Source organism: Bifidobacterium dentium JCM 1195 = DSM 20436 (genome assembly GCF_001042595.1).
GTDB classification, from domain to species: Bacteria; Actinomycetota; Actinomycetes; order Actinomycetales; family Bifidobacteriaceae; genus Bifidobacterium; species Bifidobacterium dentium.
Genome location: NZ_AP012326.1, coordinates 1689129 through 1712181, shown reverse-complemented (window position 1 = coordinate 1712181; position 23053 = coordinate 1689129). Strand labels below are relative to the sequence as shown.

At 60.0% G+C, this 23053-nt stretch carries 22 protein-coding genes; 11 read left to right on the top strand and 11 right to left on the bottom strand.

The genetic code is table 11. The features are described 5' to 3' along the window. Window positions 1-48 precede the first annotated feature (48 nt). The 3 genes from BBDE_RS07375 to BBDE_RS07365 are packed head-to-tail and all read left to right on the top strand — an operon-like array spanning window position 49 to window position 4016. Window positions 49-1122, top strand: coding sequence for an ABC transporter permease (locus tag BBDE_RS07375; protein ID WP_003839458.1), 1074 nt, complete (start codon window positions 49-51; stop codon window positions 1120-1122). 1 nt (window position 1123) lies between these two features. Beyond that, window positions 1124-2299: an ABC transporter permease gene (locus BBDE_RS07370; protein ID WP_003839460.1), complete on the top strand. Its 1176-nt coding sequence runs from the start codon at window positions 1124-1126 to the stop codon at window positions 2297-2299. Window positions 2300-2303: 4 nt separating this feature from the next. Then, on the top strand, window positions 2304-4016 hold the full coding sequence (locus BBDE_RS07365; RefSeq protein ID WP_003839462.1) for a dipeptide ABC transporter ATP-binding protein: 1713 nt from the start codon (window positions 2304-2306) through the stop codon (window positions 4014-4016). 84 nt (window positions 4017-4100) lie between these two features. On the opposite strand, the gene BBDE_RS07360 is transcribed toward BBDE_RS07365, so the two are convergent. Both BBDE_RS07360 and BBDE_RS07355 read right to left on the bottom strand, forming a co-directional pair. Continuing rightward, entirely contained in the window at window positions 4101-4622 is a 522-nt protein-coding gene (locus BBDE_RS07360; protein ID WP_003839463.1) for an NUDIX hydrolase, read from the bottom strand. Between the two features lie 41 nt (window positions 4623-4663). Further along, complete coding sequence (locus BBDE_RS07355) at window positions 4664-6250, bottom strand: aminopeptidase P family protein (protein ID WP_033489051.1); 1587 nt, start codon at window positions 6248-6250, stop codon at window positions 4664-4666. Between the two features lie 173 nt (window positions 6251-6423). Between BBDE_RS07355 and BBDE_RS07350 the strand changes: the two genes are divergently transcribed. Beyond that, on the top strand, window positions 6424-7944 hold the full coding sequence (locus BBDE_RS07350; RefSeq protein ID WP_012902316.1) for a bifunctional folylpolyglutamate synthase/dihydrofolate synthase: 1521 nt from the start codon (window positions 6424-6426) through the stop codon (window positions 7942-7944). Between the two features lie 65 nt (window positions 7945-8009). On the opposite strand, the gene BBDE_RS07345 is transcribed toward BBDE_RS07350, so the two are convergent. The 4 genes from BBDE_RS07345 to BBDE_RS07330 all read right to left on the bottom strand — a co-directional run bounded on the left by BBDE_RS07345 (window position 8010) and on the right by BBDE_RS07330 (window position 13202). Continuing rightward, window positions 8010-8732, bottom strand: a complete 723-nt coding sequence (locus tag BBDE_RS07345) for an aspartate/glutamate racemase family protein (RefSeq protein ID WP_003839468.1) — start codon at window positions 8730-8732, stop codon at window positions 8010-8012. After that, window positions 8729-9973: a carboxylate--amine ligase gene (locus BBDE_RS07340; protein WP_003839469.1), complete on the bottom strand. Its 1245-nt coding sequence runs from the start codon at window positions 9971-9973 to the stop codon at window positions 8729-8731. Before BBDE_RS07340 ends, BBDE_RS07345 begins: the two co-directional genes overlap by 4 nt. A gap of 41 nt (window positions 9974-10014) precedes the next feature. Continuing rightward, the gene (locus tag BBDE_RS07335) at window positions 10015-11580 is read right to left on the bottom strand and encodes a UDP-N-acetylmuramoyl-L-alanyl-D-glutamate--2,6-diaminopimelate ligase (RefSeq protein WP_003839471.1); all 1566 of its coding nucleotides are present in this window, start codon (window positions 11578-11580) and stop codon (window positions 10015-10017) included. Window positions 11581-11654: 74 nt separating this feature from the next. Then, entirely contained in the window at window positions 11655-13202 is a 1548-nt protein-coding gene (locus BBDE_RS07330) for a UDP-N-acetylmuramoyl-L-alanyl-D-glutamate--2,6-diaminopimelate ligase (RefSeq protein WP_003839473.1), read from the bottom strand. A gap of 147 nt (window positions 13203-13349) precedes the next feature. Between BBDE_RS07330 and BBDE_RS07325 the strand changes: the two genes are divergently transcribed. Both BBDE_RS07325 and BBDE_RS07320 read left to right on the top strand, forming a co-directional pair. Further along, on the top strand, window positions 13350-13961 hold the full coding sequence (locus tag BBDE_RS07325) for a sigma-70 family RNA polymerase sigma factor (RefSeq protein ID WP_003839475.1): 612 nt from the start codon (window positions 13350-13352) through the stop codon (window positions 13959-13961). Next, a complete protein-coding gene (locus BBDE_RS07320) occupies window positions 13958-14203 on the top strand; it encodes a hypothetical protein (RefSeq protein ID WP_003839476.1) in 246 nt (81 codons plus the stop codon). Before BBDE_RS07325 ends, BBDE_RS07320 begins: the two co-directional genes overlap by 4 nt. A 72-nt stretch (window positions 14204-14275) precedes the next feature. Here BBDE_RS07320 and BBDE_RS11700 read toward each other — a convergent pair whose 3' ends face one another. Next, window positions 14276-14350: a 50S ribosomal protein bL37 gene (locus BBDE_RS11700; RefSeq protein WP_003817083.1), complete on the bottom strand. Its 75-nt coding sequence runs from the start codon at window positions 14348-14350 to the stop codon at window positions 14276-14278. A gap of 77 nt (window positions 14351-14427) precedes the next feature. Then, window positions 14428-15381, bottom strand: a complete 954-nt coding sequence (locus BBDE_RS07315) for an aldose 1-epimerase family protein (protein ID WP_003839479.1) — start codon at window positions 15379-15381, stop codon at window positions 14428-14430. 246 nt (window positions 15382-15627) lie between these two features. On the opposite strand from BBDE_RS07315, the gene BBDE_RS07310 reads away from it, so the two are divergent. Then, the gene (locus BBDE_RS07310; RefSeq protein WP_003839481.1) at window positions 15628-16647 is read left to right on the top strand and encodes a 4-hydroxy-3-methylbut-2-enyl diphosphate reductase; all 1020 of its coding nucleotides are present in this window, start codon (window positions 15628-15630) and stop codon (window positions 16645-16647) included. Window positions 16648-16661: 14 nt separating this feature from the next. Here the strand turns inward: BBDE_RS07310 and ybaK are convergent, their stop codons facing one another. The 3 genes from ybaK to BBDE_RS07295 form a co-directional block, all read right to left on the bottom strand. Beyond that, window positions 16662-17168, bottom strand: coding sequence for a Cys-tRNA(Pro) deacylase (ybaK, locus tag BBDE_RS07305; RefSeq protein WP_003839483.1), 507 nt, complete (start codon window positions 17166-17168; stop codon window positions 16662-16664). 224 nt (window positions 17169-17392) lie between these two features. Then, window positions 17393-18448, bottom strand: coding sequence for a type I glyceraldehyde-3-phosphate dehydrogenase (gene gap / locus BBDE_RS07300; RefSeq protein WP_003839485.1), 1056 nt, complete (start codon window positions 18446-18448; stop codon window positions 17393-17395). A 161-nt stretch (window positions 18449-18609) separates the two neighbouring features. After that, complete coding sequence (locus tag BBDE_RS07295; protein ID WP_003839487.1) at window positions 18610-19356, bottom strand: thiamine diphosphokinase; 747 nt, start codon at window positions 19354-19356, stop codon at window positions 18610-18612. 158 nt (window positions 19357-19514) lie between these two features. Here BBDE_RS07295 and asnB point away from each other — a divergent pair, with 158 nt between their 5' ends. The 4 genes from asnB (at window position 19515) to rplT (ending at window position 23004) form a co-directional block, all read left to right on the top strand. Next, entirely contained in the window at window positions 19515-21401 is a 1887-nt protein-coding gene (gene asnB / locus BBDE_RS07290) for an asparagine synthase (glutamine-hydrolyzing) (RefSeq protein WP_003839488.1), read from the top strand. A gap of 255 nt (window positions 21402-21656) precedes the next feature. Next, a complete protein-coding gene (gene infC, locus BBDE_RS07285; protein ID WP_003839489.1) occupies window positions 21657-22355 on the top strand; it encodes a translation initiation factor IF-3 in 699 nt (232 codons plus the stop codon). Between the two features lie 18 nt (window positions 22356-22373). Next, window positions 22374-22568 (top strand): 50S ribosomal protein L35, encoded by a 195-nt coding sequence (gene rpmI, locus BBDE_RS07280; RefSeq protein WP_003839490.1) that lies wholly within the window; start codon window positions 22374-22376, stop codon window positions 22566-22568. 52 nt (window positions 22569-22620) lie between these two features. After that, the gene (rplT, locus tag BBDE_RS07275) at window positions 22621-23004 is read left to right on the top strand and encodes a 50S ribosomal protein L20 (RefSeq protein WP_003839491.1); all 384 of its coding nucleotides are present in this window, start codon (window positions 22621-22623) and stop codon (window positions 23002-23004) included. Window positions 23005-23053 lie beyond the last annotated feature (49 nt).

The window sequence follows — 23053 nt, the reverse complement described above, 5'->3', positions numbered from 1 at the left end:
GGGGCTCAATTTGTATCTGCATCATCCATCAAGGAAAAGGAGCCCGACGTGACGCAAAGCGCAACCGTGGCTCAGCCGAAAGCCAAGAAAAACAAGCTTTCGAGCGGATTCTTCCGCTTCGTGCTTACCCGCTTCCTGCTGATCATTCCTACCGTATTCATTCTTGTTACCATCGTCTTCTTCGTCATGCGCGCCACCGGCGATCCGATTTCCGCCGCCCTAGGCGGCCGCCTGACGCCGGAGGAACTGCAAAAGCGCATCCACGCGGCCGGCTATGACCGTCCATTGGTCGTACAGTACATCGATTATCTCAACGGCCTGCTGCACGGTGACCTCGGCACCACGCTGACCGACAACCAAAAGGTCATCACCATTCTTACCCGTTACGGCGCCGCCACCTTCGAACTCGCGTTCCTGGCGCTTATCGTGGCGCTCATCGTCGGCATCGGCCTGGGCCGTATCGCGGCACGCAAACGCGACCGTGCGGCCGATGCGGGCATCCGCACCTTCGCCATTCTGTGCTACGCCACTCCGGTGTTCTTCCTGGGCCTGATTCTGAAACTCATCTTCGCCATCTGGATGAACGTGCTGCCGGCATCCGGCCGTTCGTCATTGAGCAGCGAAATGGAATTCTCCCGACTGGTCTCGCCAACCGGTTTCTACATCATCGACGCACTTCAGCTGGGCGATATGTCCGTGCTCGTCGACGTACTGCGTCACGCGGTGCTTCCGGCCCTCGCATTGGGACTGCTGACGGCGGGCGTATTCATCCGCCTGGTGCGTACCAACGTGATCTCCACCTACACTTCCGGCTATGTCGAGGCCGCCCGCTCCCGCGGCGTCTCCGAAAAGCGTCTGCTCAACAAGCATGCATGGAAGCCGGCCCTGATTCCGATCATCACCGTCATGGGCATGCAGATCGCCCTGATGCTCGCCGGTGCCGTACTCACCGAGACCACCTTCGAATGGAAGGGCCTCGGTTTCATGCTTTCGCAATATCTGAAGGCACGTGACTTCGTGGCGGTGCAGGGCATCGTGATTCTGATCGCCATCATCGTGGCCGTCGTCAACTTCATCGTCGACGTCATCGCCGCACTGGTCGACCCGAGAGTGAGGTACTGACATGACCGAAGCATCCGTCAACAATGTCACCGTTCCCGGCGATGACCGTCTGGACAGGCTCAAAATCAACAAACAGGCACCGTTCTGGACCAAGATTCCGATTATCAAGGAACTGCGCGTAGCCGTCGGCTGGCAGAAGGGCATGCTGATTACCGGTCTGGCGCTCACCGCCTTCTTCCTGCTCGTCGCCATCTTCGCACCCTTGATCGCACCATACGGATACGCTCAGCTGAAGGACTCCAACGGCGTATCCTTCCCGGCCCAGGCGGCACCGTCATCCGAACATATCTGGGGTACGACCGCCGGAGGCTATGACGTGTTCAGCCGTGTGGTGTGGGGTTCCCGCACTGCGGTCATCGCCATCGTCATCGCCGTGCTGCTGTCCATCTTCGCGGGTGTGCTGCTGGGACTGGTCTCCGGCTATTTCGGCGGCTGGGTCGACCGCGTACTCGTGATGATCGCCGACGCCGTCTACTCCTTCCCGTCCCTGCTGTTGGCGATTCTGATGGCCATTATGATCTCCCACGGCCAATCCGGACTGTGGAGCGGCATCTTCGCTTCCGGCATCTCCATCACCGTGGTCTATATTCCGCAGTACTTCCGTACCATCCGTGCCGAAGTGATCCGCATCAAGGAATCCGCATACGTGGAATCCGCACGTGTGGTCGGTGCCTCCACCTGGCGCATCATGACCAAGCACCTGTTCAAGAACTCCACCCGAACCCTGCCGGTCATCCTGACCCTGAACTCATCGGAGGCCATTCTGACCCTTGCCGGTCTGGGCTTCCTTGGCTTCGGCATCGAACCGACCGCAGCCGCCGAATGGGGCTATGATCTCAACCGTTCCGTATCCGACGTGACCGCCGGCATCTGGTGGACCGCGGTATTCCCCGGCGTCGCCATCGTGCTGATCGTACTGGGCATCACCCTCGTCGGCGAATCGCTCAACGATCTCGCCGATCCGCGACTGCGTGCACGCAAATCCGCGGGCGAAGTGGTCGGATCCATCGAAGACACCTCCGTCGATCCGAACGAAAAGCCGGGCGCCCGCAACGAGGTCATGGCGGAACTTGCCGCGGCCAGAAACCCGATGGGTGCCATCGACGCCCCGGTGACCGTCACCGACCATGATCCATCATTCGTGGCCTCCGCATGGGGCTCCAAGGAAGGGGAGTGAACCGATGAGCGAAATCGACAACGGCAATCTCGCCGAAATCAAGGATCTGAGCGTCTCCTTCATGACCGACGCCGGCTCCATCAAGGCCATCGACGGGATCAGTTTCAAGATTCCCCGCAGGAAGGTCATCGGCGTGGTGGGCGAATCCGGTTCCGGCAAGTCCGTGACCGCGCGCTCCATCATCAAACTGCTGCCGGAAACGGCAACGACCTCTGGTGCGATCTACCTGTCGAACCGTGCCGGCAACGAGGAACTCGACGTGCTGTCCCTATCCGGCGAGCAGCTACGCGAAATGCGCGGCTCCGAGGCGGCGATGGTGTTCCAGGAGCCGAATTCGGTGCTGAACCCGGTGTATACCATCGGCTGGCAGATCGAGGAGGGGCTGCGGGCCCACGGCATGAAAGACAAGAAAGAGCTGCGTGCCAAGGCGATCGACATTCTGAAGAAGGTCGGCATTCCCAACGCCGAAACCCGGGTCGATTACTATCCGCACCAGTTCTCCGGCGGCCAGAAGCAGCGCATCGTCATCGCCATGGCGTTGGTGCTCAATCCCGGTCTGATTCTGGCCGATGAGCCGACCACCGCCCTTGACGTGACCGTACAGGCCGAAATCCTCGATCTGCTACGTCTCGCACGCGACGAATTCGATGCCTCCGTGCTCATCATCACGCACAACATGGGCGTCATCGCCGACATCGCCGACGAGGTCGTGGTCATGTACCGTGGCCACGTGGTCGAGCAAGGCGGCGTGGAACAGATCTTCTATTCACCGCAGGACGACTACACCAAGCGTTTGCTGGGTGCCGTACCGCGCATCGGGCAAAAGCTCATCGTGCGTGACGGCAATGGCAAGGTCATCGAGCGTGAAAAGGATTGGCGTGAACAGCCGGTCGCGGTCGAGGCCAAGGGGCTGACCATCACGTATCCGGGCCATCTCATGCAGCCCGATTTCAAGGCCGTGGATGGCATCGACTTCACCATCCACCGTTCCGAGGTGCTGGGACTGGTAGGCGAATCCGGTTCCGGCAAATCCACCACGGGCCGTGCCATCGCAGGCCTGCAGAAGGTTTCCGGCGGTTCGCTCAACGTGCTCGGCATCGAAATGAACGGCGTGAAGGAACGTGACTTCAAGCCCAAGCGCGCCGACATCGGCTTCGTGTTCCAGGATCCCGGCAGCTCGTTCAACCCGCTGATGACCATCGCGGAGAACGTGGCCGAACCGCTGATCGTGCACGGGAAATACTCCTCCGTGGCTGACGCACGGCATTATGTGGGCGATCTGCTGGAAATGGTCCAGCTGCCACGCGCATACATGAACCGCTTCCCCCATGAGCTGTCCGGCGGCCAGCGTCAGCGCGCCTCCCTGGCGCGTGCGCTCGCGTTGAAGCCGAGCCTGCTCATCGCCGACGAGCCGACCTCCGCATTGGATGTGTCGGTGCAGGCGAAGGTGTTGGAACTGTTCAAGAAACTACAGGTCGAAATTGGTTTCGCCTGCCTGTTCATCACTCACGATCTTGCGGTAGTAGATATGCTTGCCGATCGCATCATGGTGATGCACAAGGGCAAGATCGTCGAACATGGCGATGCCGACCAGATCATGCAACATCCGCAAAATCCGTACACGCAGAAGCTGCTGGCCTCGTTGCCGGTGCCGGATCCGCGTGAACAACGCGGGCATCGTGAGCATCTGCACGAGTTGCTCGCGGCCCAACAGTAGGGATGAGGGATTTAGGAGCATAGACGGCGATGCCTGCGACGGACCGATCGTCGCAGGCATCGCCGTCTTACGTTGGCGGGAACTTCAGTGGATCTCACCGTTGAAGCAGAACTGCGCGTGGGCGTCGCCACCGGCCTTGTTCCTCAGATATTCACGCACATACCCCATGCGTTCAACCGTGGTGGCGGCCAATGGCCCGGGTAGCTCATCGGGGAAGAACCAGCCCACGTTGAGGCTCTCCTCATCACCGACGTACGGTTCCGTGTTACCGGCCGGATCGGGCCTGCAGATGAACAGGTGATCCATGTACATGGTGTTGTCGCCATTCGCGTAGGTGAGTATGCGGCGAGATGATTTCACCGACACCAGATCGGTGACGATCACGTCCACGCCGGTCTCCTCCTTGACTTCGCGGGCCACGGTGTCGGCCGGCTCCTCGCCGGGCTCGTTGATGCCGTACACCATGGCCCATTCGCCAGTGTCGGAACGTCGGCCCAGCAGTACGCGGCCCCGTTCGTCCTCGACGTAGCCGGACACGCCCATCAGCCATAGCAGATCGTGGCCGATCTTCCTGCGGAGTTTCAACACGAATTCAGGGGTTGCCATATCACGTTCCTTTCCTCCCCGTCGGGGAGTACGGTGGAAGACTATTGCGCCATGTCGGCCATCCAGGCCTCGACGTCATCGATCTGCTTCGGTATGCCTGCGGAGATCCATTCGGGACCATTCTCGGTCATGAGCACGTCATCCTCGATGCGGATGCCGATGCCGCGATACTCCGGCGGAATCAGCAAGTCATCCTCACGGAAATACAGGCCAGGCTCAATCGTGAAGATCATGCCCGGACGGATTTCGGCACCCTGATATGACTCGTAACGGGCTTGCGCGCAATCATGCACGTCAAGGCCGAGATGATGCGCCACGCCGCAGGCGAGCCAACGACGGTGCTGCTGACCGGCGGGGGAGAGCGACTCCTCCACGTCGACCGGCAGAATGCCCCATTCGTGCAGGCGTTCGGCGATCACACGCATGCAGGCATGATGGATGTCGGAATACGTGGCACCTGGCTTGGCCGCCTCGAAACCGGCCTGCTGGGAGTCCAGCACGGCCTGATACAGCCTCTTCTGAAAGTCGGTGAACCTACCATTGGTCGGGAACGTACGGGTGATGTCGGCGGTATACAGGCTGTTGACTTCCACGCCGGCATCGATCAGCAGCAGCTCGCCGGATGCGACGGTACCGGTGTTACGCATCCAATGCAGAATCGGAGCATGCGCGCCGGATGCGATGATGGTGTCGTAACCGACCTCGTTGCCTTCCTCGCGGGAGATTGCGTTGAACGCACCTTCCAGCATACGTTCCGAACGCGGTTTGCCCAGAGCCGCCGGCAGCCTGCGCAGGATGCTGTCGAAGCCGTGCTTGGTGGCGGCCACGGCCTTGCGCATCTCGCGCACCTCATATTCGTCCTTGCACATGCGTGCCTCGGCGGCGAATTCGTGCAGTCTGTCGTCGGCGGCGGTATTGCCGTCCGGATCGGCGAAACCGTTCGCCTTGCGAATATCCTCTACCATCTCGGTGATTTGCGGATCGGCCTCACGAATCACACGGACGCGTACTGCACCGGCCTCGGTGCCGACATCCTTGCTCAGTGCATCGGCCAGTTGCGCGATGTCGTTCGTCTCGATGCCCGTCATGGCGGTCATCTCCCGCAGACCCGCGCGCGGACCCACCCAATATTCGCCATAGTGGGCATTCATGAAGAAGTCCTGCGTGTAATGGTTCGCGCGCGGAGCCACGAACAGTTCCGGCTCATGCGTCCTGCCGGCCTTTGCATCCGCGGAATCCGGATCGACCGGGTTCAGCACCAGCACCGCGCCGGCCTCATAGTCCTCGCCAAGACCGGTGTAATACGAGAAGGTGGTGTCCGGACGGAACGCGTAGTCGCAATCGTTGTTGCGTACCTTCGGCTGACCGGCCGGGATTACGAGGCGTTCGCCCGGGAACGCCCTGCCCAGCGCCTCAAGACGTGCCGGCGTGTACTTGGAGGATTCCAACGGTTCGATGGCCGGCTCATTGTCATCCCAACCGGTGGTCATGAACTCCTTGAACGCGTCGGAACGAGGGCGTAGGGAACGATTGTTCACACGGTCGCTCATGGCCTGATCCGGCCCCGGTGCGGACTCCCGCTCCAAAGCCTCGTATTCCTTGTCCTTATCGGTAATGACTTCGCTCATCACATCTCCTGAACAATCCAATGAATTACCGCCACCAATCCTATTACGTTTTGCGGCGTCATAACGTTCATGCGCCCACCTAGAATGGGGACGGTTTCAGTGAGTAAGCATCGACCAGCGTAAGGAAACAGCACAGCATGTCGTTTGAACATCCCAATCGCAACAACGAAAGCATGATCGACGTCGAACGTGACATCATGGGCCGTCCATCGGAACGCAATACCACCAATCTGGACCTCAGGCGCATGAAGATGATCCTCGACGTCATGGGGCATCCGGAAGAGTCCTTCCGCGTGGTCCACATCACCGGCACCAACGGCAAGGGATCCACCGCGCGCATGGTCGAGTCGATCTGCCGCGCCTACGGCATGCGCACGGGACTGTACACCTCGCCGCATCTGGAACATGTCAACGAACGCATCGCCATCGACGGACAACAGCTTTCCGATGACGACTTCGTCGACGCATGGGATCAGGTACGCGATCTGATCGCCATCGTCGACATGAAGATGGAGGAGCTCGGGAAGCCGAAAATGAGCTTCTTCGAAGTACTTACCGCCATGGCCATCTGGAAATTCGCCGACGCTCCGGTCGATGTGGCCATCGTGGAGGTCGGCATGGGCGGCCGCTGGGACGCCACCAACGTGCTCGATGCCGATGCCGCCATCATCGGTCCCATCGACATGGACCATATGGCGTGGCTGGGCGACACCGTCGAACAGATCGCCTCCGAAAAGGTCGGCATCATCAAGCCCGGCTGCACCGCCGTCATCGGGCGTCAGCCGCATGAGGAGGCCGTCATGCCGATCATCGAGAAGGCCGCCAAGGGCAACCATGCCAATCTGGTACGCGACGGCATCGAAGCGGAAGTCGTCGCCCGCGTACCGGCCGTCGGCGGCCAGATGGTCACCCTGCGCACCCCCAACGGCACATATGAGGAAGTGCCGGTCGCCAAATTCGGCGAGCATCAGGCGCATAATGCGCTCGCAGCCCTGTGCGCGGCCGAGGCGGTGATTCCGGTAAACGGCGCGCTTGACGGCGATCTGGTGGCCGAAGCGTTGAGTACGGTGAAGATTCCGGGACGCCTCGAACAGATCCGCACCTCGCCGACCATCATCCTTGACGGCGGGCACAATGTGAACGCGGCCGAGGCGCTGCGTGCCGCCATCGAGGAGAACTACGACTTCCAGCAGCTCGTCGGCGTGATCGCCATGATGGGGGACAAGCAGGTCGAAGAGTATCTCGGCGTGCTTGAACCGCTGCTGAGCCATGTAATCGTCACCGAAAACTCGTGGCGCGACCGTGTGATGCCGGCCGAAGACCTGAAGAAGATCGCGGATCAGGTGTTCGGACCGGAACGCGTCACCTGCATTCCGCAACTGCCGGATGCCATCCAGGAAGCCGTCAACATGGTCGATTCCGAAGACGAACTCGGCGTAGGCTACGGGCACGGCGTGCTTATCTGCGGTAGCTTCACCACGGCTGGAGACGCGCGCCTGATGCTGGAGGAGAAGATCAATCCGGATCTGAAGAAGCCGAAGGTCGAGCGTGTGTTCCAGGAGGCCGTGGAACCGGAGCCGCGCAAGGATCAGGATGCGGCCGAAGCGGATTTCGAATCCGATGCCAATCCGGATTTCGATGTCAATGATTTCGGCAATGTCGGTTCCGATGATGCCGATGATGCCGAAGCATAGCTAGACGCCAGGCATGGATTTATGCATCGAAAGGTTGCGGCCCGTCGTGAGGGGCCGCAACCTGTTCAGCGCAAGGATTTGGCGCGAGCCACGGTGTCTTCCACCAACACGGCCTGCGCGTCGATGATCGGTAGCTGAGGCATCGGGAACGCCTCGTTCAGTACGCTCAGTTCGGTGCATCCCAGAATCAGCGCGTCGCAGGCGCAAGGGCCGGCCGGGTCGAGCATGTCACGGAGCACGGATTCGTATCGTTCCTGATTCAGCTCTCCCGAGCCTTTCACATCATCGTAAATCAGCGAAGTGATGCGCTCCTGCAGATCATCGGTCGGTTCCACGAAGGCATATCCGGCTTCGGTGGCCGCACGCGCATAGACGCCCGATTTGCGCGACCCGGAAGTGCCGAGGAAACCGATTCGGGGGAACCGTTCCTTTGGGTAGCGTTGTGCCATGCGATTCACGGCGCCGCGCGGCATGTGCAGAATCGGTACCGGCGTCAGCCTTTGGAAATCATCATAGAAGTAGTGCGCCGTATTGCAGGTGAGCACGATGAAGCTCGCGCCCATCGCGGTGGCCTTTTCGATATCGTCGGCAATCACCGGGAACGGGTTCTCATCGGATGCCCCCACGATATACGCGGTGCGATCCGGCACGGAGGCGTCATTGAACACCACATAGTCGAGGTAATCCTGATCGCCATGCGCATGCGTGGCGTGGTTGACCAGACGGATGTAGCTCTCGGTAGCCAATGTGCCCATGCCGCCCAATACGGCGAAGAACGGTCGTTTCACTTCATCTCACCCTTTTTGGTGAAGTATTTGGCGTAGCTTTTCCTATAGATCGCGAACATATGCCTGATCATCAGCCAGCGTAGCGGATTCATATCCTTGGAATATTCCAGCGTGGTGCCCCAATCCCCGGATTCGAGCATGCGTTTGCCGGTTTCCTTGTCATCGCCTTCGGCGACATACTCAAGGAACACCGACTTCGGAATCTCCATCCACAGCTTCGAACCGCGGCCGAACAGGGTCTCGCCGTCGAACGGCGTGTCCTCGACAAGATCCTCCACGAAGTATTTGGCCAGGTTGAAACCGTTCAACGTCACGAAATAGCTGGAACGCCCCTGACGCAGATTGATCTCGAACAGCTTGTATTCGCCGTCGCGCTCATCGTACTTCATGTCGAAATTGGCGACGCCTTCATAGCCGATATCCTCGAGGAACGCCTTGATGCGATGGAACACGTTCTCGTTGTAGTCGGGCAGGATCGCCGCATAGTTGCCGGCCGCCACCGGAGACGGATCCTCCAGCAACGGATGGCCGAGGAACATCATGCGTACGCGATGATGCTGGTCCACGTACGCGTTGAGCACACGCATGCGTGAATCGTCGCCGGGAATGAAATCCTGAATCACCATTTCGGAGGTATAGCCGGCATCGTAGGCACGTCTGATGATCGTGTCGAGTTCGGCCGGGTCGTTGAAGATATAGGCCTTGCGCCGCCCTTCGAAGTCGACGTTCAGCCATTCGACGGAATTGGCCGGCTTCATCGCGACCGGATAGGGGAACGGCAGATCGCGGTATTCCCCTGCCTTCACTCCGTCGGCGGTTACGGTCTTCGTCTTCGGGTGCGGCAGATCATACCGTTCGCAGATCTGATAGAACGTGGATTTGTAGGCGAGTCGGCGTGACAGATTGATGTCGAGCGTGTTGTATACGAAATAACGACGCAGATCGTCCCCGCACTGGCTGAGCAGATTCGCATACACATCGCCGCAGGGGATGAGCAACAGCGTGCGATCCGGATCCTCGGCCTTCATACGCCTGCCGAGGTTGAGCATGAAATCGCGGAACGTCACGAAATTGTTGAAATCATCGACGACATGCACGTTCACGATATTGCTGAACTTCGTAGGGCTGAGCTGGAAGTAGGCGTACGCCTCGGAGATGATGCCGTACTCCTCATGGAACACCCTGGCCATGCCGTAGACGTTAATGTCGCTGCCGAGCAGAATCGGTTGGAATCGTGTCATAGTGACCTACCTTACCCCGTGCCGTGTGACGAACGGCCGTGCTATTCGCCGAGTACGCGACGCACCACGGCGCCATCGCCCTCATATGGCACCGGCTTGCCGTTGATGATATTACGGGTCTCGTCGCCCTTGCCGATGACCAGCACGATATTGAACCGGTCCGCATGCTCACGCGCGTCGGCGATGGCCTTTTCGATGGCGAGCTCGCGCGGAACGACGATCTGCGTCCGGGCCGTCGGATCGGTCACATACGACTGCATCTGACGCGCGATGTCCATGGGATCCTCGTAATTCGGGTCGTCCAATGTGAAGATGAAGGATTCCACACGGCCAAGTGCCCCCTTGACGATGCCCTCGCGTCTGTCGACGGCCTTGCCGCCGGTGGTACCGGAAACCAGCGTGATGCGTGGGCGGCGTTCGCCATAGGTCCGTACCATTTCGTCGACCAACGATTTGACGGAAAGATAGTTGTGGGCAAAATCGATGTAGACCAGCAGACCGTCTCCCGCCTTGACGCGTTCCATGCGTCCGGGCACCTGTACCCGGCACATGGCGGCGATTGACGGGTCGGATTCCGGCACGCCGGCCTCGATGGCGATGGCGACGGCTGCCGCGGCGTTCGTGACATTGAATTCACCGGACATGTCCAGCTCCATCGGCCGAAGATCCGAGCCATTGACGGAAACGATGAAACCGGCTTTGTTTTCCGGATCGACGCGGGCGATGACCTGTGCTGGGGAGGTCAGGCCCCGTGCGGCATCATGCAATGCGAACTCGGTGACCTTGACGCCCGCGTCGGCGGCATCCTGCATGAGCAGATCACGGTGATTGCAGTCGGCGCCGAGCACCAGCGAACGGCTGTTGGCGATCAACCGGCGCTTGCAACGGAAGTAGTCTTCGAAGGTGGGGTGTTCGATGTCGCTGATGTGGTCGGGGGAGATGTTGAGGAAGGCTCCCACGTCGAAGGTCAGGCCGTGGACGCGGTTGACCTTGTAGGCCTGGGAGGAGACCTCCATCACCAGGTATCGCATGCCGTTGTCCGCGGCCTCGCGCATCATGCGGAACGCGTCCAACGACTCCGGCGTGGTCAGCTTCGACGCCAGCATGGTATGACCGTCAAGGCAGAGGTTCACCGAAGAGAACAACGCGCAACGGCCATGCGAATATTCGTTCAGGATGGCATGCGCCAGATAGGCGGTGGTGGTCTTGCCTTTGGTGCCGGTGATGCCGATGACCGTGAGTTCGTTCTGGGGCATGCCGTAGAAGGCGGCGGACAGCAGGCTCATGGCCTTGTGCACGTCCTCTACGATGATGCCGATGGCTTTCGTGCGATCGGCGTATTCGGTTTCCGCCACGTATGCGGCCAGGCCTTTGCCGTCGATGCCGTCAAGGAATTCAGGCTTGAAACGGCCCTTGACGAACAGCATCGAACCGGGCTCGACCTTGCGGGTATCGTAGGTAATCGACCCGACCGGCTCATTCGCGCCGGGCAGATCCGAAGCGTCAAGCGTCCATCGGCGGCCGTGAACGATTTCGCGAAGCAGATGATGCTCCTTCAGCACGTCGATTGCATAGGCAAGCGTGAACGTTGCAGGTTTGATCGCCATTTCCACGGTGCTCCTTGAAGATAGTATCGTCCGGTCGCCATGAACAAATCATGAGCTCGAAGACGATGCTACTCCTACGCCACGTTCAGCAGTCGTTCCACCACACAATCATCACCTTCGTAGGCCACGTGGCTGTTGAGGTCCTTGATCCAACGCTCGTGGCCCTTGCCGATGATGAGGATCACGTCGAGACCATCGTGGGAATGCGCCTGCTCGACGGCGCTCTCGATGGCCTTCACACGATCGACGATCACCGTGGCATCCACATGGTCGTTGGTGACATGGCCGAGCATTTCGTTGCAGATGTCGATATACGGTTCGGTATCGGTGTCTTCGGCGGTGAATACGAAACGCGCGATGCGATCCTGTGCGGCCTCGACGATTTCCTGACGGCGGTCGAACGCCTTGTTGCCGGCGGAACCGGCGACGAGCGTAATCCGCGGCTTGCGCTCGCCGTAGCGCTGTTCGACGAAATCGATCAGCGCACGTACGCTGGTGTAGTTGTGCGCATAATCGACGATGGCCACGGTGTCGCCATCCGTGCCGGTGAACAGTTCCATACGTCCCGGTACATGCACCGATTCCATGGCATGCATGGCGGCCGAATCGAATGGCACACCGGCCTCATGCGCCAGTGCGACGGCGGCGAGGGCGTTCGCATAGTTGAAATCGCCAGCCAATGACAGGCTGAACTCGCCCAGATCATGACCGTTCGCGGCGATGCTGAACGCGCTGTGTTCGGCGTTCGACGGACGGGCCGTCAGCGTCGCATTCGTAGGTGCGTCATCGGTGCGCAGGGCGAAATCCGCAAGCGGGATGCCCGCGGCCTGCGCATCCTCGCGAATGAGATCGGCATGGTCGGCGTCGGCGTTGAGTACGAAGGCGCGTGCATGGTATGCCAACTGACGTTTGCAATACAGATAGTCTTCGAAGGTGGGGTGTTCGATGTCGCTGATGTGGTCGGGGGAGATGTTGAGGAAGGCTCCCACGTCGAAGGTCAGGCCGTGGACGCGGTTGACCTTGTAGGCTTGGGAGGAGACCTCCATCACCAGGTATCGCATGCCGTTGTCCGCGGCCTCGCGCATCATGCGGAACGCGTCCAACGACTCCGGCGTGGTCAGTTCGGATTCCACGTAGGTATGGCCGTCGAGACAGTTATCGACCGAGGAGAACAATGCGCAACGACCGTTGGAATAGGCGTTGAGGATGGCCTGCGTAAAGTATGCGGTGGTGGTCTTGCCTTTGGTGCCGGTGATGCCGATGACCGTGAGTTCGTTCTGGGGCATGCCGTAGAAGGCGGCGGACAGCAGGCTCAGGGCCTTGCGCGCGTCGTTGACGATGAGTCCCGGAACCTCGGTGTGATCGGAGAAGTCACGTTCCGACACATAGGCGACGAGACCGCGCTCCTTGAGCCCGTCAAGGAATTCCGGCCGGAAGCGGCCCTTGCACACCAGCAGCGTGCCTTCGCGCACGGTGCGGGTGTCATAGGTGATATGCGTGAACGGCACATCGGCATTGTCGGTGCCATCGGCATTCAGGCTCCAACGTTCAGGTGTGATGACCTCATCGAGCAGATGATGGGAGGACAGCAGATGCACGCCGTCGGCAAGGGACAATGACATGGGCAAATCTTTCTCTCAGCGAAAAACCAACATGATTATATAAACCGTGTGTTCTGGGAACGAGCTTTGAATCGCTTGGGAGTTTTGCGGACATCGTCGCATGCGGCATGCCGATAGAATGAAACCGTGACTGATGGGCAGGAAAGCATGACGGACAGGCGCGCGCGCTTCGAACGGCTCGCCATGCCCATCGTCGACGTGCTCTATCGGCAGGCCATGAAGCTGACCAACAATCCCGACGATGCGCAGGATCTGGTGCAGGACACCTTCGAACGCGGGTTCAAGGCCTTCGATTCCTTCAAACAGGGCACGAACTTCGCCGCGTGGATGACCACCATCGAGCGCAACGCCTACTTCAATCAGTACGCCAAGGCCAAACGCAGGCCGCAACGTGCCAACGGCTCCACCGGCGAATACGACGATTGGGATATCTACTCCGCCTCCGAACATTCGTCGGAGCAGCTGAAGTCCGCCGAACAGGAGTATCTGGACGCCTATGCGCCCGAAGAGATCATGGCCGCGTTGAACAAGCTTTCGCCGGAACGCAGGCAGGTGTTCATCGATGCGGCCATCGACGGCAAGTCATATCAGCAGGTGGCCGATGAGCAGGGCGTGAAAATCGGTACGGTGATGAGCCGTCTGAACCGTGCCCGCACGCAGCTCAAGCAGGAACTTGCGGCATATGCGAAGGAACGAGGGTATGCGGCCGGCACACGCTCCGGTGCGAAGACCGCTTCCGTCGGAAGGGGAAGATCATGAACGGTGACTCCGTCGAACGGCGCATCTCCATCACCAGCAGGAGTGCGGACGGGTCCGTAACGCATGTGACGCATACGAGCGTGCATGTCAGCATGGAAGAGCACTTCGATCCCGAAACGTGCTGTGACGAGCGTGAACGGGCGTTGATTGCGGCGATGCGCGCCTATCTGCGTCCCGAACAGGCGCCGGAGCGCCTACTGGAACGTCTTCGTGCCACGCTTGACCATTGTTGCGGTGAATAGGAAAACCCGCGGAATCGATTGCGATTCCGCGGGTTTGTTGATGCTCTGTGGCGTTATTCACGCCGGCAGGGATCAGGCGTTCGGGCGCTTGCCGTGATTGGCGGCCTTCTTACGACGATCCTTGCGCTTACGTCCGCGCATGCCCATGATTGGACTCCTTTACTTGCGATTAATAAGCCTTCGGGATTATCGCACACCGGTGCGACGTTGTGCAAATCAAGCGTTCACTGAGCGAACGCGCCGAGGAACAGCGAGGTGCTGCTGGTCTCGCCCGGCTTGATGACGATGAGATCGTTGCCGGTGTTGAATGCGTTGGCATAGGCGGTCTGCGGTTCCACCGCGACGCCTGCCGGGTGTTTGAAGGCAGGGAACTTGGTACCGGTGCACACCTGGAAGGAGGTGATGGTCTCGTCGCCTCCGACCTTGACCTTCAGACCGTCGGGACGGGTGAACACCGCGGTGACGGTACCGTCTTCGGCGTGATCGAGGTCCGTCCAGGCATCATCGAAGGGCTGTTCGGTAAGCAGCGTGTCCTTGCGCAGGTCGTACTTGGTGCCGTCCACCGGTTCGGTGCCGGTCGGGATCAGGTTTTCGTTCACGGTCACATGCGTGTTGCCTGGCAGCGTCAGGCTGCACTGCGCGTTGTGGCCGTCGATCTCGTCGCCGTATCCGTTCAGACCGTTGGCCAGCCATGGATGGATGGCCAGGGCCCATGGGGCGTTCGCATCGCCGTTATTATAGGCGTCGATGGTCAGATGCAGACCGTCGTCGGCGAGGCTATAGGTGGCGGTGGCTACGATGTCGAACGGATAGCCGGCCATATTGGGTGTGCGCCAGGTCAGTGCGACGGATTCCTCCGTGAGGCTTTCCAGCTTCCAATAGGAGCGGTATCCATAGCCGTGGATGGCGTTGTTGCGCGCGTGTTCGTCGATCGGCAACGTGTAGGTCTTGCCTTCGAAGGTGTATTCGCCGCCTTCGACGCGGTTCGGGAACGGGATGAGAATCTGGCCATGGCAGCAGCTCACCACGTCATCCGGGCCGAGGGAGACGATAAGGTCCTCGCCTCGGTAGGTCAGTTTGCGCAGCGTTGCGCCGAGTTCGGTGACGACCGCCTTATAGTCGCCGTGGGAGATGGAGAATTGCTGTCCGGAGCGGGCAGGCAGGTTCTTGCAGGTCATAGATCACTCCATAATGCCGCTAAACGTATCGATAACGGTTGTTACCGCTAACGGTCAAGTCTACCTTCTCTTGGAGGGTGCCATGCCCGTTCGCCGGCGTGTTGTGCATGCGACCGTCTACCGGATGAGGGATCGCCGGCGATATGGTTGTGCAATAGTCGTGTGCTCGCATGAGCGCGCGCGTTATGCGAACGGCCGTGCTCTAGTATTTGGTGAGGGCTTGTATGACATGAAAGGCGGCGACCCATGACCAAACGCATCGTATTGGCGGACCCTCGCGGATTCTGCGCCGGTGTGGATCGGGCGATCCTTACCGTACAGACGATTCTGAAGGCTTCGGTCCCCGTCCGCGAGGATGGCCTGCCACCGGTGTACGTGCGTCGTCAGATCGTGCATAACAAACATGTGGTCGAGGAGTTGTCGGCTCAGGGTGCGGTGTTCGTGCAGGAGCTCCGCGAAATTCCGGATGAGGCCGCTTCGGCGGGCATTCCGATTGTTTTTTCCGCGCACGGTGTGTCCCCGGCGGTCAAGGCCGAGGCCGCGGCCCGCGGCATGCATGTGATCGACGCCACCTGCCCGCTGGTGAGCAAGGTGCATCGCGAAGTGCTGCGTTTCGTTAGGGAGGGCTTCGAAATCGTCTATATCGGCCATAAGGGGCACGATGAGGCGGTCGGCGTGGTTGAGGAGGCCCCGGAGCATGTGCATCTGATCGAACATGAGGCCGACGTGGACTCGCTTGATTTCGCTGAAGACACCAAGCTGGTGCTGCTTACGCAGACCACGCTGAGCGTTGATGAGACCGCCGGTACGATCGCCGCGTTGAAGTGCCGCTTCCCGTGGCTGCAGATGCCGCCGAGCTCCGATATCTGCTATGCCACGTCGAATCGTCAGGCCGCGGTCAAGTTGGTGGCCGAGCAATCGGATTGCGTGGTGATCGTCGGGTCGGCGAATTCCTCGAATTCCGTACGATTGATGGAGGTCGCGCAGGAAGGCCTGAACTCGCGCTTCGCAGCGGATGCCGTTGCCGATGCGACTGATGGCCGCGGCAGGGCGCACCGTGTCGATGATGCGGCCGAACTCGACCCGTCATGGTTCGAGGGCGTGGAGTCCGTGGGCATCTCATCGGGCGCCTCCGTACCGGATGAACTTGTCTCCGGCGTGGTCGAAACCTTACAGGGCTTCGGCTACACCGAGGTGACCACCATCGAAACCATCAAGGAGAACATGCACTTCGTGCTTCCGTCCGAGCTACGCAGGGCTCGATGACCCTTCCCTGAGGGTCACCAGGTGCCGATGGGCGCGACTACGGCGTCCAATACCGCGATGAGATCATTCGGGTTGATGCCGATGGAGAACCCTCGCTTGCCTCCGGACAGCAGAATCTCGTCATACCGCAGGGCGCTTTCGTCCAGCACGGTCCTGTGGCGCGTGCGCTGTCCCAGAGGCGAAATCCCGCCCACCACGTAGCCCGATTCTCGCATGGCGACTTTCGGATCGGCCATGGTCGCCTTCTTCGCGCCCACGGCGGCGGCCAGCGCCTTCAGATCCATATGCCCGCTGACCGGGACCACGCCGACCACACGTTCCGTACCGGTGTCGGCCATCAGCGTCTTGAACACCTGGTGTTCGTCGAATCCGAGCTTGGTGGCGGCCTCAACTCCGTAGCCGTCATCCATATGATCGTTCGAATGTGCGTATTCATAGGTCGTGAATGTGACTCCGGCCTTGTCCAGCTGTACGGTCGCCGGTGTGGAACCGGTGCCTTTCTCGTGTTTTTTCTTGCCCATGGCGTCTCATCATAGGACGTTCGTACGTCCGATTCTGCCGTTTCGGTCATCCACGGGCCCGAAACCGTGCTCTGGATGACCGAAACGGCAGAATCGGACGACATTCCACGTGGGTTGGAGCAGGGCCGTATGAGGAGACATGGAGGCATGCGAAAAGGGGCTTCCACCATGAGGTGAAAGCCCCTGCGGGATTCCTAGGAACCTAACGGACTAGCCGCGACGGCTCACTCGGAGATCTCGGCGAAGTACAGCAGGGTACGCACCATGTTGCAGGTGAAGCCGTACTCGTTGTCGTACCAGGAGACGGTGCGAGCCATGGTCACGCCGTCAACGGTGTTGACGTCGGTCTGGGTCGGATCGAACACGCCACCATGGGTGTCGCCGATGATGTCGGAGGACACGATGCCGTCTTCGTTGTAGCCGTAGAAGTCGGTGGCGGAGAAGGCGGCCTTGAATGCGGCGTTGATCTCGTCAGCGGTGACTTCCTTGTTCAGAACGGTGGTCAGCTCGGTGACGGAGCCGTCCGGAACCTGGATGCGCTGGGCATGGCCCTGCAGCTTGCCGTTCACGGACGGAACGACCTTGCCGATGGCCTTGGCGGCGCCGGTGGAGTGAGGAATGGTGTTGATGGCGGCGGCGCGGTTGTTGCGAGCCTTCGGGAAGCGCGGGCCGTCGAGGATCATCTGGGTGCCGGTGTAGGCGTGGATGGTGGTCATGAAGCCGGCCTTGATGCCCCAGTTCTCGTCCAGCAGCTTGACCATGGCGGCCATGGAGTTGGTGGTGCAGGAACCGGCGGACACGATGGTGTCGTCGGCCTTCAGGATTTCGTGGTTCACGCCGAACACGACGGTCGGGGTGGTCTCGTCCTTGGCCGGAGCGGAGATCAGAACCTTCTTGGCGCCAGCGTTCAGGTGGGCCTGGGACTTCTCGGCGGAGGTGTAGAAGCCGGTGCACTCGAGCACGAACTCGACGCCGTCGTTCTTGACCCACGGGATGTTGTTGGCATCCTTCTCGGCATAGACCTTGTATTCCTTGCCGTCGACCACGATGGAGTCTTCGGTGGAGGTGACCTCGACCGGGGTGCCATCGTCATGACGGAAGGTGCCGTGGGTGCTGTCGTACTTCAGCAGGTAGGCCAGCATGGACGGGGTGGTCAGATCGTTGATTGCAGCGACCTCAATGTCACCGGCCTGGCCGCCACGAGCCTGCAGCTCGAAGATACGGCGGAAAGCCAGACGACCGATACGACCAAAGCCGTTGATACCAATCTTAACTGTCATGTAATTCTCCCTTTAGGGTAGGCCACACATGCGCGAGGCGCAATGAAGCCATTGTTTACCAACACCGCCCACTTTAGTGCGTCACCTGTACTTAGGGCAACGTATGGCGGTCGTGTGTTTCAGAAAACGACGTCGTTTCCGTGAACGCTCACAATGAGTTTTCAAGCGCATTTGCGTTTGACTAGGATGGAAGAGACCTCCGTATCGAGCGTGCCTAGATCCCCGTCGAAGTCATGCAGCCGGGTCACCTGCGGCAGTGGAGCCTCGGCCGGAAATGTCACGATCAGTGTGCCGTGCTCCACTTCGATGCGTGCGGGCGCGCCATCCAGGAACTCGTTGCTGACGCCATTGACGCGGATATTGCTCATGGTCGCATGCTCAAGCTCGTACTTGAGCCCCGGCTCGCTGACTCCCGTGGATACGTCGGAATGGGAGAACACCGAGACCATGCGGCCCGGCCGCACATCGTTGGCGGGGAAGGAAAGCACGCCGTCGCAGATTGCGGTGATGATCGTACCGTCGCCGTGCAGATAACCGCTTGCCCCGCGTTCGGCGAGCAACGCCATGAGCTGAATGTTCGAGATGGTGTGGTCGATGCGCCCCCCGAGCGCGCCGAAGATATGGAACTCCCGCGCGCCGTGGGCCCAGCCGATCTTCAGGGCCGACAGCAGGTCGGGGTCATCCTTTTGCGGAGGCAGGGTGACCGTACGGGCGCCATCCGTGGGCCGTGCGCCCTTGAGGGAATCGAAATCGCCGACGACCACATCGGCATTGATGCCGAGGGCGCGTGTATGGTCGAGTCCGCCATCGGCGGCGATGACGAAGGCGCCATCCGGAACGTGCGGGGTCTCCCGATAGTATTCCCCGGCGGCGAAGATGACGCAGGTGCGCGAATCATATGTGGTCATATCCGACAGTGTAGCCAGTCGTTGCGTCGAATACGGCGGTGGGAAGGCTATCATGGGAACGCACGTGCCCTTCGGGAGGGCCTGAGAAGTGCGACACAGCTTACGCACATACGTTTTGGTAGCCTGTTATCTAGTGTCTTCGAAGGGATTATGCAGTTATGTGTGGAATCGCCGGATTCGTCAACGATATGCCAATCGATGTCAAATGCCCGACCCTGCAGCGGATGACCGATATCATCGCTCATCGTGGTCCGGACAGTGAGGGTCACTACATCGACGAGCATGTGGCTCTGGGCCATCGTCGCCTGAGCATCATCGATCTGGGCGGAGGCCAGCAGCCGATCTACAATGAGGACGGTTCGCTGGTCATCACCTTCAACGGCGAAATCTACAATTACCAGCCGTTGCGCGACGAACTGATCGCCGCGGGCCACGCCTTCACCACCAAAAGCGACACCGAGGTGCTGCTCCATGGCTATGAGCAGTGGGGCGTCGATCTGCTGCAACGCGTCCGGGGCATGTTCACCTTCGTGATCTGGGACAAGAACAGGCGCGAACTGTTCGGCGCCCGCGACCACTTCGGCATCAAGCCCTTCTACTATGCCAAGATGAACGGCACGTTCATGTATGCCTCGGAGATTAAAAGCCTCCTGCAGCACCCGGACTTCGTCAAAGAGCTCAACGCCGAGGCGCTGAAGCCATACATGACCTTCCAGTACCCGGCAATCGGCGAGACCTTCTTCAAAGGCGTGTACAAGCTGCCGGAGGGCCATTACTTCGTCTATCGCGACGGCGAGATGAGCATTCATCGGTACTATGACGAGAATTTCCGGGAAAGCGACCAGAAGCTGGGCGAACTGGTGAATACCATCGACGATACGGTATGCGGTTCCGTCAAAGCCCATCAGATTGCCGACGTGGAGGTGGGATCCTTCCTGTCCAGCGGCGTGGACTCCAGCTATGTCGCAGCCGTGGCCCGCCCTGAACACACCTATTCCATCGGATTCGGCAAGGGCACCTACAACGAATCGCAGCAGGCCGGTGAGCTGGCCGAACTGCTCAAACTGAACAACACCGCCGAGGCGCTGACCGACGAAGAGGCATTCGCCGCGTTCCCGCGCATCCAATGGCATCTGGACGAGCCGGATTCCAATCCGAGCTGCGTGCCGCTGTACTTCCTGTCGGCTCTGGCCGCCAAGGACGTCAAGGTCGTATTGAGCGGCGAAGGCGCCGATGAGCTGTTCGCGGGCTACATCGATTACGGCGTGCATACCAAATACAAGCCCGTCAAGATGCTGACCCGCTGGTTGACTCACATGCCGGCAGGCGTGCGTCATGCGATCGCGCGTTTCTGCAAAGGCAAGACCTTCCCGGGTGCGTGGCATCTGTATGCGAACCTCGCCCCGGCCGAGGAAAGCTTCATCGGCCAGGCGCGTGTCTTCGAGGAGGCGCAGTCCGAACGGCTGCTCAAGCCCGAATACCGTAAGGCTCCGAGCGTGCAAAGCATCGTGGACAAGACCTATGCCCGCGTGAAGGGCAAGGGGTTGAGCGAGCTCAAGAAGAAGCAGTACCTCGACATGCATCAGTGGATGCCCGGCGACATCCTGCTCAAGGCCGACAAGATGACCATGGCCCATTCGCTCGAGTTGCGCGTGCCGCTGCTCGACAAGGAGCTGATGAGCGTGGCCGAACAGGTGCCCACCAAGTACCTGATCAATGACGAGAACACGAAGTTCGCGTTCCGTCAGGCCGCGGGACGTCACCTGCCCAAGGAATGGTATGACCGCGAGAAGCTCGGCTTCCCGGTGCCAATCAAAAAATGGTTGCGCGAAGAAAAGTTCTACAAGTACGTACGTTCCGTGTTCGAACGCGACTATGTCGGCCTGTTCTTCGATCAGGCCGCCCTGCTGAAGATGATCGACGACAATTACGCCGGCAAGACGGACGATCGTCGCAAGATCTGGACGGTATACTCCTTCCTGACCTGGTACGACGTGTACTTCGTGCATGACGGCACCAAGCCGGAAGTCATCGCCATCGACTGAGCGCCATATGCGACACGCGCCGGTCCCGGGGTGTGGTATTATCTACAAGGCTTGAGAAATCAAGAAAGCGGGACATCCCCACCTGGAAGCCTTTCAGGGCCTCGGGTTCAGGCATCAGCCTTTTCGCCGGTTGCCGGCGATGCATGCGGATTGTGTATTGACGTATGGTCGTGTGGTTATCCGTGCGGGTATGGCTTGCCTTGAGTCACGAAGCTTGGAAAGACCGCCAGTCGAGGATGCTCCGCCGAACGGAACATGAGGATTGGAGTCATCATCAGCGACGAACCACGCATTAACGACGAGATTCGCGTCTCCCAGGTGCGTCTGATCGGCCCGAATGGCGAGCAGGTGGGAGTCATCGCGACTTCCGTCGCACTGAACCTGGCAAAGGAAGCGAACCTCGATCTCGTCGAGGTGGCGCCCAACGCGAAGCCTCCCGTCGCCAAACTTATCGACTACGGCAAGTTCAAGTACAACGAGAAGATCAAGGCACGTGAGGCACGTCGTAATCAGAGCACCGCGGAAATCAAGGAGATCCGCTTCCGCCTGAAGATCGACGATCACGACTTCGAAGTCAAGAAGGGCCATGTCGTGCGCTTCCTGAATGGCGGAGACAAGGTCAAGGTCACCATCATGCTGCGCGGTCGTGAACAGTCCCGACCGATTGGCGGCGTCGAGCTGCTGCAGCGTCTCGCCCAGGAAGTGGAGGAGTACGGCACCGTCGAATTCGCTCCGAAGCAGGAAGGCCGCAACATCATCATGACGCTTGCGCCGAAGGGCAAAAAGGTGCACACCCAGTCCGAGCAGCGTCGTCGTGGCGATCAGTCTCGTGCCGAACGCCAGGCTCGTCAGGCGGCCCGTCTGGCGGCCAAGCAGGAAGCCCAGGCTCAGGCGGCAGCCGAAGCCAAGGCCGCGGTGGCATCCGACAAACCGAAGACTTCCGAAACGAAGTAACAAACAAGGAGGGCAGCAATGCCGAAGATGAAAACTAATTCCGCCGCTTCCAAGCGCATCCGCGTGACCGGTTCCGGCAAGCTGATGCACGCCGGCTCCGCCATGCGCCACAACCTCGAGCATAAGTCCGCTCGTAAGCGCCGTGAACTGAAGGCCGACGGTGTTCTGGCCTCTTCCCAGAACAAGGGCATGAAGAAGCTGCTCGGTCGCTGAGCATAGCGAGAGCTGACAAGACAAGACTTAATAGAAAGCTGAGGAATCAAATATGGCACGTGTCAAGCGCGCAGTGAACGCCCACAAGAAGCGTCGCGTCGTTCTCGAGAGGGCTTCCGGTTACCGCGGACAGCGCTCCCGCCTGTATCGCAAGGCCAAGGAGCAGCTGCTTCACTCCTTTACCTACAACTTCCGCGACCGCAAGGCTCGCAAGGGCGACTTCCGCAAGCTGTGGATCCAGCGTATCAACGCCGCCGTCCGCGCTGAAGGCATCACCTACAACCGCTTCATCCAGGGCCTGCACCTCGCCGGCATTGAGCTTGATCGTCGCGCTCTGGCCGAACTGGCCGTCTCCGATCCGGAGACCTTCAAGGCCATCGTCGAGCAGGCCAAGGCCGCTCTTCCGGCTGATGTGAACGCTCCGAAGGAAGCCTGAGCCTATACGGGCCGACGTCGTATTGGCGTACATGATGACCTCCGCTCCG

Excerpts from the sequence above, each read along its gene's own strand:
- gap (WP_003839485.1), bottom strand. The coding sequence starts at position 18,448 with ATGACAGTTAAGATTGGTATCAACGGCTTTGGTCGTATCGGTCGTCTG.
- BBDE_RS07350 (WP_012902316.1), top strand. The coding sequence starts at position 6,424 with ATGATCGACGTCGAACGTGACATCATGGGCCGTCCATCGGAACGCAAT.
- BBDE_RS07370 (WP_003839460.1), top strand. The coding sequence starts at position 1,124 with ATGACCGAAGCATCCGTCAACAATGTCACCGTTCCCGGCGATGACCGT.
- ybaK (WP_003839483.1), bottom strand. The coding sequence starts at position 17,168 with ATGGGCAAGAAAAAACACGAGAAAGGCACCGGTTCCACACCGGCGACC.
- BBDE_RS07355 (WP_033489051.1), bottom strand. The coding sequence starts at position 6,250 with ATGAGCGAAGTCATTACCGATAAGGACAAGGAATACGAGGCTTTGGAG.
- BBDE_RS07360 (WP_003839463.1), bottom strand. The coding sequence starts at position 4,622 with ATGGCAACCCCTGAATTCGTGTTGAAACTCCGCAGGAAGATCGGCCAC.
- BBDE_RS07340 (WP_003839469.1), bottom strand. The coding sequence starts at position 9,973 with ATGACACGATTCCAACCGATTCTGCTCGGCAGCGACATTAACGTCTAC.
- BBDE_RS07365 (WP_003839462.1), top strand. The coding sequence starts at position 2,304 with ATGAGCGAAATCGACAACGGCAATCTCGCCGAAATCAAGGATCTGAGC.
- BBDE_RS07310 (WP_003839481.1), top strand. The coding sequence starts at position 15,628 with ATGACCAAACGCATCGTATTGGCGGACCCTCGCGGATTCTGCGCCGGT.
- BBDE_RS07315 (WP_003839479.1), bottom strand. The coding sequence starts at position 15,381 with ATGACCTGCAAGAACCTGCCTGCCCGCTCCGGACAGCAATTCTCCATC.
- BBDE_RS07335 (WP_003839471.1), bottom strand. The coding sequence starts at position 11,580 with ATGGCGATCAAACCTGCAACGTTCACGCTTGCCTATGCAATCGACGTG.
- infC (WP_003839489.1), top strand. The coding sequence starts at position 21,657 with ATGAGGATTGGAGTCATCATCAGCGACGAACCACGCATTAACGACGAG.
- rplT (WP_003839491.1), top strand. The coding sequence starts at position 22,621 with ATGGCACGTGTCAAGCGCGCAGTGAACGCCCACAAGAAGCGTCGCGTC.
- rpmI (WP_003839490.1), top strand. The coding sequence starts at position 22,374 with ATGCCGAAGATGAAAACTAATTCCGCCGCTTCCAAGCGCATCCGCGTG.
- asnB (WP_003839488.1), top strand. The coding sequence starts at position 19,515 with ATGTGTGGAATCGCCGGATTCGTCAACGATATGCCAATCGATGTCAAA.
- BBDE_RS07325 (WP_003839475.1), top strand. The coding sequence starts at position 13,350 with ATGACGGACAGGCGCGCGCGCTTCGAACGGCTCGCCATGCCCATCGTC.
- BBDE_RS07295 (WP_003839487.1), bottom strand. The coding sequence starts at position 19,356 with ATGACCACATATGATTCGCGCACCTGCGTCATCTTCGCCGCCGGGGAA.
- BBDE_RS07330 (WP_003839473.1), bottom strand. The coding sequence starts at position 13,202 with ATGTCATTGTCCCTTGCCGACGGCGTGCATCTGCTGTCCTCCCATCAT.
- BBDE_RS07320 (WP_003839476.1), top strand. The coding sequence starts at position 13,958 with ATGAACGGTGACTCCGTCGAACGGCGCATCTCCATCACCAGCAGGAGT.